Origin of the sequence: Enhygromyxa salina (assembly GCF_000737335.2) — a bacterium.
GTDB lineage: Bacteria > Myxococcota_A > Polyangia > Nannocystales > Nannocystaceae > Plesiocystis > Plesiocystis salina_C.
On sequence record NZ_JMCC02000058.1, the window covers coordinates 71,826 to 84,083 of the forward strand.

The window sequence follows — 12,258 nt, forward strand, 5'->3', positions numbered from 1 at the left end:
CTCGCGTCATGACCATACCCAAGTCAAAACTGGCTGCCTCGCTCGTCACCTCGTTCGTGGCGTTCGCCGCGGGCGTGGTGGTGGGCTGCGCGGACGTCGAGCCCAACCCCGATCATTGCACGCGAGCTGGCGGCGCGTCTCTCTGCGAGCAGCTCTACGGGACCGAACGGCCGTATTGCACGACTCCCACGTGTAATCCAAGCGGCGAGGGGTTCAACGGGTGTGTCGAGGAGGAGCCCACCGAGGAGTGCAACTACGCCTGTGGCGGGGATCAGAACATCCTCGAGGACGACAGCTGCGTGGTCGCTGGCGACGGCGACGGTGACCCCACTGGCGACGGCGATGGCGACGGCGATGGCGATGGCGATGGCGACGGCGACACCGCGTGCATGGGGCCTGCCGACTGCGCCGACTCGATGATGCCGTTTTGCGACCTCGACAGCGGTATGTGCGTGGACTGCGACGGCACCGCCGATGGGGACACTTCGTGCGCCGAGTTGGACCCGAGCACGCCTGTGTGTGAGGCCGGGCTGTGCGTCGCGTGTGCGGCTGAGAAAGAGGATGCCTGCGTCGGGACCACGCCTATTTGTGACGTCGAGGCCAACACTTGCGTTGGGTGCTCCTCCCACGAGCAGTGCAATGACAGCGCGTGCAACTTGGCGGCGGGGAACTGCATGGACCCCGCGAACACCGTGCACGTCAATGGTAGCGGCAACTCCAACTGCGCCCCAGGTGGAGATGGTTCGGAGTCCACGCCATATTGCACGGTGAACCAAGCATTGACGGCGGTGGACTCGAATTCCCTCATCGTGCTCCATGAGGTCAATTCACCTCCGTTCATCTACCCCGACGATGCCATCACGTTGCAACTCAGTGTGGCCATATTCGCGGCGCCCGGTGAAAGCCCCGTTCTGCGAGGGACCTCCGGCGCAACTGCCCTGACCGTAGCGAACGCTGGCAACCTATTCATGCGAGGCGTCACCATCGCAAACACCGCAAACGGTGGCGTCGGCGTCGAGATCACCGGCGCCGCATGGATCGAGCGTTCGAAGATCGTGAACAACGCTGGCGGCGGCATCGTCGTTGACGGCGGCGGGATGTTGGTGCTCGAGAACAGCTTCGTCGGCGGAAACCAAAATCAGCGTATCATCGACGTCATCGATGGGGAGATTTCGATCGACTACAGTACAATTGGGTCAGGGTTCGGCAACACCTCCCGCGCGGTCGCCTGCGGAGTGGGCTCCGGTGCGAGTATCCGCAACAGTATTCTCGTGTCCTACAGTGCCCAACCCGAGTTGGAGTGCCAGAACGCTCAACTTGAGACGACGTTCACGGAGAGTGACTCCGGCATGATGTTCGATGACTTATCAGGCTGGTTTTCCGACTACGACAGCGGCAACTTTGCTCTGAACCCCGGCATGTACCCCGTCGAGATCGAGACCGCCGCCACCTCGCAAACCGGCGACCCTGACACCGACATCGACGGCGACCCACGCCCAACGACCGACGGCGCCCCCGACTTCGCGGGCGCCGACGTAGCAAACTAGGCGCCGGATCCAGCCCAGCCCACCACAACCCGGAGCCCCCAACTTCGCGGCCCCAACCCAAACGAGCGGCGCCGCCCCCACCAGCCTCGAGCCCGCTCACCGCCGACGCACTTCCATCCCCCACCCCCCGTGCGCCCCCCCAACGTCATGATCACCCGCCAACGATCCCCCCAGCTCCTCGCGCTCGCGTTCGCGTGCGGGGCAGCGATCGGCTGCCAAGCCGAGCACGCCAACCCAGAACACTGCCACTACGCTGCCGGCGACCTCACCTGCGCAGATCTCTACGGCGAAGACCGCCCGTTCTGCGTTGGCCCCGCGGACGGGTGCCCAGGCGCCGAGGCCCACTATGGCTGTGTCGCCGAGCCCCCCGCATACGAGTGCCACAGCCCATGCGGAGCCGGCACCTTCGCCTCCGAGGACAACACCTGCCCCGGATCGGACGACGAGTCCGAGGCTGAGGCTGACGGCGGTGACACGCCCGAATGTGGTAATGGCGTCACCGAAGCAGACGAACAATGTGATGACGGCAATGAGATCAACGACGACGCGTGCAGCAATGCGTGCATCCTCTCGATCTGCGGCGACGGCATCACGCAAGCGACGATTGGCGAGACCTGCGATGACGGAAACACGCAAAGCGGTGACGAGTGCGCGTCAAACTGCACGCTCCCAGGCACTGTGATATGGAGCAAGATCTACGAGTTCGAATCATGTGACGCCGCCGCTGTCGCGGTCACCTCCATGGGCGGCGCCGACTTGGTGTTCACCTGTGGCGGCCCCAGGCGCAAGCTCATGGGGGTCGATTCGAACGGCGACGAGCTCTGGACGGTGAGCACGCCGACGATGACCAGTGGCAACCCAAGCATCGCGGTCTCGAACGTCGACCCGGACAAGTTCGTGATCGGCGGCCAACTCAACGGCCAAGGCCACGTCCGCTATCACAAGAGCAATGGGTCATATGACTGGATCTCGACCATCCCGCTCGATTCCTCTACCGTGTATAATGTTGCTATCGACAATCTGGGTGCGGTCGTGGCAGCCGGGGAGGTCGCGGGCGAACCAATGCTCCACCACTTCACGGCAACCGGTGAGCTCGAGTGGTCTCACTTCGACGCATCGGGCGGCGACTTCTTCGCCGTCGCAACCGGTCCTGACAACCAGATTTGGGTCCTACAGTCCTTGCCATTCCAAGTCCACAGCTACTCTGCCACGGGTGAGCTGCTCTGGACATCGGCGTCACTCATCGGCCACTCGAAAGACGACATCGGCGTCGACGCAGAAGGCAACGCGTTCGTGGTCGGCAACACCGCCGCGGACAACATCGACAATTTCCGGATCCACAAGTTGGGCCCCGACGGGGTCGAAACATGGTACAAAATCCACCCATCCACGGGCGTCGACGCTCACGGCAACGCGATTGCGGTCCTACCGAACGGGACCTCGGTCGTCGCCGGATACACCGTCGGCGAATCGCAGAGCCAAGTCGGCCTGCTCAGCTGGCACTCGGCGGCGGGAACCAACTTGCAAGAGATCACCTACGAGGACGATGATCATCCAACTACGCTGTTCGACGTCGCGGTGTCGACCCAGGGCTACGCGGTTGCCGTTGGCACCTGCGGCCCGCTCAAACAGCTGTGCCTGCTAAAGGTCACCCTCTAAAATGATTGTCCGCCGCGCATCATTCATCGCCGCGCTCACGCTCGGTTCATTGAGCCTTGCGAGCACGGCCGCCGCCCAAGACCCCGCAAGCAATCGCGCACAGCCGGAGGACCACCCCCTCACGGTCGCGCTCGAGCTCGGAGTCGAGGGCCTCCCCAAAGATCTCCAGCCCGAGGTGCTCTCGATCACCCAAGCCGAGCTCGAGCAGCTCGGGGCAACCCACGGCTTCACGCTCGCCACCAACGATGCGCCAGATCTAGTGATGCGCGCGACCGTCTCGCAGCCCAAGGGCCAGACCTCGGTGTTTCTGATCAGCTCCTCGGTCGAGTTCGAGGGCAAGACGATCAGCGAGGCAAAAGAAGACGTGTGCCTGCGGTGTACCCCGAGCGAGGTCGCGGCAGAGAGCCTCGCTATCCTCCCAGACGCCGTCGCGCACGCCCGCAAGGCTCGGGCAGAAGCAGCCCCGCCGCCGCTGCCGCCAGACGACGAGCAGCCCAAAGAAGACCCCGTCGGGGCCGTTCACGTCAGGTCGCTTGGCCCGGCCGGCTACGCAGGCATTGCCTCGAGCGCGCTCGGGCTCGGGGCGGCGATCGCCGGCACCGTCGTGCTTCATCGCGGCCTGGTGGTCACCAGCGAGCCCGGCGCGCCGATCGTCGACACCATCGACTATCGACCTCCCGGTGTGGCGATGCTGGGCGCGGGCTTGGGGCTCATGGTGGTCGGCAACGTGTTGCTGGCCCTCGATCTGAGCGTGCTACACAAGCGGCGGGCGGCGACCACCGCGAAGGTCACCGGGTTCGGCCTGACCACCCAAAATGGCGCAGGCTTGACGATTCGTGGTCAGTTCTGAGCACCACTGCACAAAACCACCATGGCCAGCAAACCAACAAACGCGGACCTCACCGCGCCCACCTCGGCTGCGGGCGGCATCAAGACCGCGCGCCGAGCCGGGCAATTGCGGGTGCGGCTGCTCGACGGTGAGACCGCAGAATTCCCCCTCGCCAATGGCCCCACGATCACCTTTGGGCGCAGCCGCGCGGCGGACGTGGTCATCAGCGATCAGTCGGTGAGCAAGGTCCACTTCTCGCTGCGGGTCGTCGACGGCGGCGTCGAGCTCGAGGATCTGGGCGCCAAGAACGGCACGTGGTTCGCCGGGCGAAGGGTCCGGCGGATCGTGCTCGCCCGCGGCGACAAGTTCTCGGCGGGCAGCTGCGCGATCGAGCTGGTCGAGATCGGTGAGGTCGACGTCGAGGTCGCAGCCGACTCCGAGTGCGGCCTCCTGTTTGGCGAGAGCCTGCCAATGCGCGAGCTGTTCGCCACGCTGGCCAAGCTCGCCCCCACCCCGCTGGACATGCTGGTGACCGGCGAGACCGGCACGGGCAAAGAGCTGACCGCCCGAACCATCCACGATCTGTCGCTGCGGCGCGACCAGCCCTTCGTGATCCTCGATTGCAGCACCTTGCCGTCCACGCTGGCCGACGCGAGCATCTTTGGGTTTCGCCGGGGCGCGTTCACGGGCGCCGAGCACGATCAGCCCGGCCTGTTCGAGCAGGCCCACGGCGGCACCCTGTTCATTGACGAGATCGGCGAGCTCTCGGCCGAGCTACAGGTCAAGTTCCTGCGCGCCCTCGACCGCCGACAAGTCGCCCGACTCGGGGAGCCCGGCAACATGCGCACGGTCGACGTTCGGGTCGTCGCGGCCACCAACCGCGACCTGTCAGCCGAGGTTCGCAATGGCCGCTTTCGTGAAGATCTGTTTCACCGGGTCGCCCACGCCTCGCTGCGCCTGCCGCCGCTGCGCGAGCGCGGCGTCGACGTGATCGCGCTCGCGGAGCGCTTCTTGGACATCGTCGCGGCGGATCACGGCCAGCGGGTCAGCTTGGCCGACGACGCCAAGACCTTGATGGCGACGCACGACTGGCCCGGCAACGTGCGCGAGCTCAAGAACGCGATTCGACGCGCGGCCTTCGTGTGCCGTGATCACGTGATTCGCTCCGAAGACCTGTCCCTGGGGCGCCCCGACGGTTGGGGCTACAAGCTGGCCAAGGCGCTCGACGACGGCAAGAACCACGAGTACGAGGATCTGCACATGTTGGTCGACAGCATTTACCTGCCGGCGGTCATGACCGAGTGCCAGTCGATCAGCGCGAGCGCGCGGCGGCTTGGCATCACGCGGGGCCGGCTGCGGTCGCGGCTTCAAGCGCTGGGCCTGCACGACGTCAACGACGATTGAGCAGTCTGGAGCAGGGCGTGCTGAAGTACAGCGCCAGACTCGCCAGAAATTTGCCCGACACCGCAATTTTGCCCGACCGTGGCGCATGCGTTGGCCCAGTCGCTGCTCGTTCGTGGTCCTGGCCGCCACACTGATGTCCAGTGGCGTGGCCGCATCGGCGCGCGCAGGCGCTGCGACCCACGTGGTCGTGAAGGGCGACTCGCTGTGGAAGCTGGCCGAGGCCCACGGCTGTACGGTCGCGCAGCTACGCAAGGCCAACGACATGGCCCGCGAAGACGCGCTGGTGCTCGGCACCGAGATCAAGCTGCCCAGCTGCGCCGGATCCAAGCTGCTCGAGCACGTGGTCGTGAAGGGCGACTCGCTCGAAGCGATCGCGGCTCACTACTCGACAACGGTGGCGGCCCTGCGCGAGCACAACAAGCTCGACAGCAACGTGATCCGGGTCGGCCAGCACCTGCGTATTCCGATCACCGCCAGCGCCGCGGGGGTTCGCAGCGGGCAGAGCCACGGCAAGGTCGACGACGGCCGACTCGAGGCGCCCACCCAGCTCCCGCACAGCGCCGCGTACTATCGGCGTCGGCTGCCGCGTACCTACGCGAGCGAGCACCTGGTCAAGCACACCGTCCGCGTGGTCGAGGCGGTCCGCAAGCACCGACCGGGCGTCCATCGCCTGGCAATTGGGGATCTATCCGCCGAACAGGGCGGACCGCTGACCGGCCACCGCACGCACCAATCCGGGCGCGACATCGATCTGGGCTTCTATTTCGTCGACGCGCCAGCGAGCTACCCCAGCGAGTTTGTCCCCGCGACCCGCGACAACCTCGACGCGGACGCGACCTGGGAGCTGCTCGAGGGCTTCGTGCGTCTGGCCGATCAGCCCGGCGGGGTCGCGCTCGTGTACCTCGACTATGAGATCCAGCGCCTGCTGTATGCGGCCGCGCGCCGCGACGGCTGGACGGTCGAGCAGCTCGCGGAGGTGTTCGAGTACCCCGACGGCCGCGGCGCGGACGGGCGAGTGGTTCGGCACCTGTGGAACCACCACGACCACCTGCACGTCCGCTTCGCGTGCCCGCCCGCCGACGCGAACTGTCGGTAACTAGTGTCGCACACCCTAAGTTCGATCCGGGTTAGGCACGGCACTGAGGCCCAATGGCAGTGTCGCAGCTCCTAGCAGTACGCCCGGTACAGCGTCGTCGCCGCTCCTCGCCCTTGGGCCTCAGTGTGCGGCACTAGACGGCCGTTTTGGTCTGGGCCTGGGCGGCGACCAGCGCGTCCGCGTAGCGCTGGACGATCGCGCCAGCCGGCTCGACCGCGTCGATCCCATCGACGCTGCGCCCGGCCTGAAAGTAGTCGCTGTAGCTGGTGCCCTCGAGCGAGGCGTTCTTGAGCTGCCACATTGAACGCAGCGAGTAGAAGGTCCGCATCCAATGCTTGGCCTTTGGATGTTGAAGCAGCTGGCGCGCAATTGGGCCCGCCTTGGTGCCGATCGCACGCACGTAGTCGGTCTCGATCACCGCGACCGGGACCCCGGAGATGCGCTCGGTCAGCACGATGTCGTCGGCGACGGCCCTGACGATCGCGCGCTTGTAGTCGTCGTGGGCGCGGCACTCGGTGGAGGCGATGAAGCGCGTACCCAGCTGGACGGCGGCGTAGCCCATGTCGAGCGCATCTACAAAGCGCTGCTCGTCGCCGATCCCCCCCGCGCAGACCAGCGGCACGCCAAGGTCGGCGAGTGACTCGTAGAGCCGGCGAGGATCCTGCTGGCCCGCGTGCCCACCGGCCCGACGATTCACGCAGATCAACCCGTCGACCCCGCCGTCGAGGGCTTTGTCCGCCCACTTTCGCTCGGTCACGTCGTGATAGACGACCCCCCCGAACGCGTGGACTTTGTCGACGACCCAGCGCGGGTTGCCGAGCGCGGTCACGAAGAAGCGCACCCCCTCCTCGAGCGCGATGTCGACCCACTTGCGCATGCGATCTTCGTAGACCTTGGACGAGGCCTCGATCAGCGCGTTGAAGCCGATCGGGTTGGAGGTCGCGCGCTTGATCTGGCGCAGCCCCTCGCGCAGGTCCTTCTTGTGCACGTAGATCATCGACAGCGGCTGGACCACGCCGATCCCACCCGCGGCCGACACAGCGGCGATGAGCTCGGGGTTGGAGCAGGGGTACATGGCCCCGCAGATCAGCGGGACGGTGGCGCCTGTGTCGCGTGTAAACGCATTGGACTGGGGCTGGGCGGGCACGGCCAGCTACATAGCAAAGCGTGCAAGTCGGCGCGAGCGAAGCACGCCCAGGTCGCCCTCACAGCCGCTCGACGCGGGTACACAGCGCGACCTCAGCCCGATCCTGTACCGCGTCGAGGTGGGCCTGCCAGCGCTCGATCGTGAGCCGCTCGAACAGCCGAACCGAAGGGTTGAGCTCGGGGATCGGTCGATCGAAGTGCTCACCCATGATCGCGTCCTGCTCACCTTCAACCGTCGGCCCGACTGGCCAAAAAACTGGGTCTCGACCACGTCGCCCGGACGGACCGCGTCGCTCCACTCGAGCGGAAGTAGTAGTTGGGGTTCATGCCCGCGAGTCGGGCCCGGTGCCTCGTCGCCGTCGCGCTCGAGAAGGTTGGCAACCGGCCTGCGGCTGACTCGGGGGCGCCCACGTGTGGTTCTCGCGAGTGACCGTCTGCCATCGCGCCGACCCTACCCGACAAACTCGAAACCCCACGTTGCCTGCGGGAGGGTGCGGGCTCTGGGCGGGCAGGCAACACAAAACCCAGATGCGGCGACACCTGGGTTTCGAGCTCTTGTTGCGCGAGGAGCTCAGCGCCAGCAGCCAGTGTGCCTTCCTTGGCGGTGCTGCGGGCCGGGCTTCGACGACATCCGTGTCGTGCGAGCGCGTTGTCTGACTCCTTGGTTGTACATGTCGGCACCTCATCGAGCAACACATATATTGGAATTTTTCCGGGTGTCTGATTCCAGTGCTGGCGGATGGATGCTGAGCGCCAGTAGGCCCAGAAACCCTGATCTTGTACGAATGGCCAGTCATGGGTCTTTGGTCCGAGATAGGACTCACACTCTTGGATGCTGGAGTCCTCGCGCACTTGCGCAGTCGATCGATCTCCAAATTCTGTAATAATCTCGTATCTGAGGCATTTTGGGACATGCATCGAGATCGCGGATATGCCGCGAATGTGTTACGAGCGCGCATATTGGACTACGAGACCCCACAGGTAACCAACGAGATCGCGCAGTCGGACGCACGACCGAGCATCCCCCAGATTCCAGTACAGCTGAAATTGACAAGCGCGGCCCCGCCCATCCAAAATTCCATATACACTGAAATTCCAGGGCACCCGCCGCGCGCGATCGGCCCGCAGGCGTCAGACCCGTCGCGTGCTACGGTTCGTCGCCCCTTCACAGATGCCCGTTGCGGACGGGCAAGGTCGCACACGCATGTCGGACAAGCCCCTCTACGTCGGCTTCGACCTCGGGACCACCAACTCTGCAGCCGCCGTGTTCGACGGTGAGCAGACTCGGGTGGTCCGCAACAGCCAAGGCAGCAACTTGACCCCCTCGGTCGTGCGCATCGACGCGCGCGAGCGGGTCACGGTTGGCGCCAAGGCCCGCCGCTTCATCGAGCGCGACCCTGCCAACACCCACAACGAATTCAAGCGCTTGATGGGCACGGGCAAGGCGCTCGAGTTTCCCGGACCCAAGCTGACCCGGCGGCCGGCCGAGCTCGCGGCGTTGATCCTGGCCTCGCTGCGAAAGGACGTTGAAGATCAGTTCGGGTTTGCTCCGATGCGCGCGGTGATCTCGGTGCCTGCGCTGTTCGAGCTGCCGCAGAGCGCCGCGACCTCCGAGGCGGCCCAGCTCGCCGGCTTCGAGCGGGTCGAGCTGCTGCAAGAGCCGATCGCGTCGGCGCTGGCGGCTGGTTGGTCAGCCGAAGACGACGGCGGCGCGTGGTTGGTCTACGACCTTGGCGGCGGGACCTTCGACGCCTCGCTGCTCGAGACCGCCGACGGGTTCCTGCGCGTGGTCGGGCACGACGGGGACAACTTCCTGGGCGGGCGTGACTTCGACTGGGCGATCGTCGACTGGGCGATCGCCAAGGTCAACGCGCGCGGCGGCGTGCAGCTGAGCCGCGCCAACCCAGCCCACGGTCCCGCGATCCGGGCGATCAAGCAGGCGGCCGAAGAGGTCAAGATCGAGCTGTCGCGCAGCGCCGAGGCGGTGTTGGTGCCAGCCGGCGAGCTCGAGGTTGACGGTGAGGTGGTCGAGCTCGAGCTCGAGATCGACCGCGCCACGGTCGAGACCCTGTGCAGCGCGTTGGTCGAGCGCTCGGTCGAGGTCTGTCGGCGGCTGCTGAGCCAACACCGGGTCGAGCCCGGGTCGCTCGATCGGATCGTGTTCGTGGGTGGCCCGACCATGATGCCGTTCCTGCGCGACCGCGTGGGCAGCATGCTCGGGGCCGCGATCGCAGAGGGCCACGACCCCATGACCTTGGTCGCCCAGGGCGCTGCGATCTACGCCGCGACCGCCAACCTCGACGCGCGGCCGCCCGAGCTCAGCGCGTCCAAGCATCGCGGGCGCCGGCTGTGGCTGCAGTTCCCCGCCGTGTCGTCGGATCTCAGCCCCCACGTGGTCGGCCGCGTGGTCGACGGGCCAGGCCCCAAGCCCGCGCGCCTCGAGCTGCACCGCGGTGATGGGCTGTGGCACAGCCAGTCGACCAGCGTGGATGCCGAGGGCGGCTTCGTGCTTGGTGTGGATCTGCTCCCGCGCAAGGCCAACGTGTTCAAGCTGGTCGCCAGCGACGCGGAAGGCCAGCCGGTCCCGGTTGATCCGCCCACGATCACGATCGTGCAGGGCGTGACGATCAGCGATCCGCCGCTCTCACGCACGATCGGGGTCGCCCTGGCCAACGACGCGGTTCGGGTCTACTTCGAGCGCGGGACCCCGCTGCCCGCCAAGCGAACCTTCACCCACAACACGGTGGAGTCGGTCGCCAAGGGCACCGAGGGCAGCGTGCTCAAGATCCCCGTGGTCCAGGGCGAGTACGACCGCGCGCACCTGTGCCGGTTGGTCGGCACCCTCGAGATCCCCAGCACCGAGATCACCGCGAGCCTCCCGGCCGGGTCGGAGGTCGAGCTGACCCTCGAGCTGGATCGTGGCGGCCGGCTGTCGGCGCGGGCGCTGGTTCCCAGCTTGGACCAGGTGTTCCAAGAGGTCGCGCATCTGTTGGTCCCGGCCGCGGATCCCGAAGTGCTGCAGGCGATCGCGGAGTCCATGCGGGGCCGCCTGGTGACCCTGCGCGGCGACGCGTTTCGCAACGGCACGCCGCAGATGTTGGGCACCCTGGATCGGGTCGAGCAGCGCCTCGCCGAGGTCGAGGGTGACCTCGAGGCGACGCGCGGCGGCAACGAAGACGCGGGCCAGCGAGCCCGCCGCAGCCTGCTCGAGCTCGACGCGGAGCTCGAGCAAGTCGAGCAGGTCAAGCGCTGGCCGGAGCTCGAAGAGCGCAAGGTTCGAACGATGACCTGGGCTTCGGCCTGCATCAGTCAGTACGGGACCCCGCGCGAGCAGAAGCTGTTTGAAGAGGTCAGCGACGCGATCGATCGCGCGGCCACGGAGCAAGATCCCCGCGAGCTGCAACGCCAGCTGCGGCTCGCCAACCAGCTGGGCGAGACCGCGTGGTACCGCGATCCCTCCACCTGGGAGTACCTGTTCGAGGACGCCGCCTCGAAGGCAGACTCGGCCTCGGATCTGCCGCTCGCGCAGTCGCTGGTCCGCGAGGGTCGCCAGGCGATCGCCCGCGACGACAACCAAGCCCTGCGCCGGGTCACCGAGCGGATCTGGCGATTGCTGCCCGCCGACGTGAAGACCCGCCGGCAGAGCTTCGACTCGGGAGTTCGCTAGCCAATGGCCAACTCAGCCGGTCGCGGGCGCGGCAGCAGCCGGGAGCACGGGGGCGCCGAGCACAGCGACGCGGCCCGGGAGCGGCTGGCCAACAATCCGTTCTATGTGCTCGAGCTGCGCCCAGACTGCTCGCGCGCCGACGTTGAACGCCAGGGACAAAAGTTGATCGGCATGCTCGAGCTCGAGCTCTCGGGGGCGCTGCGCTACCGGTCCCCGCTCGGTGAGCACCCGCGCTCGTCACAGCTGGTGCGCGCGGCGATGGCCGAGCTGCGCGACCCCAACCGGCGGCTGCTTCACGAGCTGTGGGCAACCCTCGAGCCCACGCCGATCGACGCGGCCGCGAGCTCGCCCGCGAGCGAGCCGGGGCCGGACACAGCGAACGACCCCGACTCCGACTCCGACCCGGACATGGTCGATCTGCGTCCGTTTCCAGCCCTGCGCGTGCTCGGGTTTGGCGACTGGAGCGAGCGGTGAACCCTGCGGTCTTCGCCGGCTTGATCGTGGCCGTGCTCGCGGCGACCGGGAGCGGCAAGCACAAGCCGCAGGCGCCGGTCGCCTCCGGGGGCGTCGCGGCGGCGCTGGTGTGGTTCATCTTGGGACCGGTCTTCATGATCGAGATCGGGCTCTTGCTCGAAGCCCTCGCCTCCGGCGATCTTCCGTCTGCGCTGGTCGCTCTTGGGTTCTCGCTGGCAACGGCGATCGTGCTGTTTCCGTGGCCGATCGCCCGGCATCTGTTGATCCCCCGCGGTCACGTGAAGCTGGCGTGGGCCGTGACACGCCTGAGCTTTTGGGTGTGGCGCCGCGACGTGAGGGGCGGCGCGTTGGTGGCCGCGAGCTGGGCCGCCGCTCGCCAAGCGCAGCGCGGCGATCCCCCTTCGCCCGCCCAGCTCGCCTGGATCGAGCGGCGGCA

At 66.9% G+C, this 12,258-nt stretch carries 10 protein-coding genes; 8 read left to right on the top strand and 2 right to left on the bottom strand.

The window, feature by feature from the left end; translation table 11 throughout:
* Window positions 1-8: 8 nt before the first annotated feature.
* The 5 genes from DB30_RS21850 (at window position 9) to DB30_RS21870 (ending at window position 6,535) form a co-directional block, all read left to right on the top strand.
* Window positions 9-1,547, top strand: coding sequence for a hypothetical protein (locus DB30_RS21850; RefSeq protein ID WP_052552093.1), 1,539 nt, complete (start codon window positions 9-11; stop codon window positions 1,545-1,547).
* A 129-nt stretch (window positions 1,548-1,676) separates the two neighbouring features.
* Window positions 1,677-3,206 carry a DUF4215 domain-containing protein gene (locus tag DB30_RS21855; RefSeq protein ID WP_146660037.1) on the top strand — a complete coding sequence of 510 codons (1,530 nt, stop codon included), beginning with the start codon at window positions 1,677-1,679 and terminating at the stop codon, window positions 3,204-3,206.
* 1 nt (window position 3,207) lies between these two features.
* Window positions 3,208-4,056 carry a hypothetical protein gene (locus DB30_RS21860; RefSeq protein WP_052552098.1) on the top strand — a complete coding sequence of 283 codons (849 nt, stop codon included), beginning with the start codon at window positions 3,208-3,210 and terminating at the stop codon, window positions 4,054-4,056.
* A 21-nt stretch (window positions 4,057-4,077) separates the two neighbouring features.
* Window positions 4,078-5,439, top strand: a complete 1,362-nt coding sequence (locus DB30_RS21865) for a sigma 54-interacting transcriptional regulator (RefSeq protein WP_052552101.1) — start codon at window positions 4,078-4,080, stop codon at window positions 5,437-5,439.
* 85 nt (window positions 5,440-5,524) lie between these two features.
* The gene (locus tag DB30_RS21870; RefSeq protein ID WP_146660039.1) at window positions 5,525-6,535 is read left to right on the top strand and encodes a penicillin-insensitive murein endopeptidase; all 1,011 of its coding nucleotides are present in this window, start codon (window positions 5,525-5,527) and stop codon (window positions 6,533-6,535) included.
* A 133-nt stretch (window positions 6,536-6,668) separates the two neighbouring features.
* On the opposite strand, the gene DB30_RS21875 is transcribed toward DB30_RS21870, so the two are convergent.
* Both DB30_RS21875 and DB30_RS21880 read right to left on the bottom strand, forming a co-directional pair.
* The gene (locus tag DB30_RS21875; RefSeq protein WP_052552106.1) at window positions 6,669-7,682 is read right to left on the bottom strand and encodes an NAD(P)H-dependent flavin oxidoreductase; all 1,014 of its coding nucleotides are present in this window, start codon (window positions 7,680-7,682) and stop codon (window positions 6,669-6,671) included.
* Between the two features lie 58 nt (window positions 7,683-7,740).
* Complete coding sequence (locus DB30_RS21880; protein ID WP_153258384.1) at window positions 7,741-7,890, bottom strand: hypothetical protein; 150 nt, start codon at window positions 7,888-7,890, stop codon at window positions 7,741-7,743.
* A 995-nt stretch (window positions 7,891-8,885) separates the two neighbouring features.
* Between DB30_RS21880 and DB30_RS21885 the strand changes: the two genes are divergently transcribed.
* The 3 genes from DB30_RS21885 to DB30_RS21895 form a co-directional block, all read left to right on the top strand.
* On the top strand, window positions 8,886-11,348 hold the full coding sequence (locus tag DB30_RS21885) for an Hsp70 family protein (protein WP_052552108.1): 2,463 nt from the start codon (window positions 8,886-8,888) through the stop codon (window positions 11,346-11,348).
* A 3-nt stretch (window positions 11,349-11,351) separates the two neighbouring features.
* A complete protein-coding gene (locus DB30_RS21890) occupies window positions 11,352-11,822 on the top strand; it encodes a hypothetical protein (protein ID WP_052552109.1) in 471 nt (156 codons plus the stop codon).
* On the top strand, window positions 11,819-12,258 hold a 440-nt coding region (locus DB30_RS21895), incomplete at its 3' end, for a hypothetical protein (protein ID WP_052552112.1). The genes DB30_RS21890 and DB30_RS21895, both read left to right, overlap by 4 nt.

Coding starts and splice junctions, on each gene's coding strand:
- DB30_RS21850 (WP_052552093.1), top strand. CDS start 9: ATGACCATACCCAAGTCAAAACTGGCTGCCTCGCTCGTCACCTCGTTC.
- DB30_RS21860 (WP_052552098.1), top strand. CDS start 3,208: ATGATTGTCCGCCGCGCATCATTCATCGCCGCGCTCACGCTCGGTTCA.
- DB30_RS21865 (WP_052552101.1), top strand. CDS start 4,078: ATGGCCAGCAAACCAACAAACGCGGACCTCACCGCGCCCACCTCGGCT.
- DB30_RS21870 (WP_146660039.1), top strand. CDS start 5,525: ATGCGTTGGCCCAGTCGCTGCTCGTTCGTGGTCCTGGCCGCCACACTG.
- DB30_RS21880 (WP_153258384.1), bottom strand. CDS start 7,890: ATGGGTGAGCACTTCGATCGACCGATCCCCGAGCTCAACCCTTCGGTT.
- DB30_RS21885 (WP_052552108.1), top strand. CDS start 8,886: ATGTCGGACAAGCCCCTCTACGTCGGCTTCGACCTCGGGACCACCAAC.
- DB30_RS21890 (WP_052552109.1), top strand. CDS start 11,352: ATGGCCAACTCAGCCGGTCGCGGGCGCGGCAGCAGCCGGGAGCACGGG.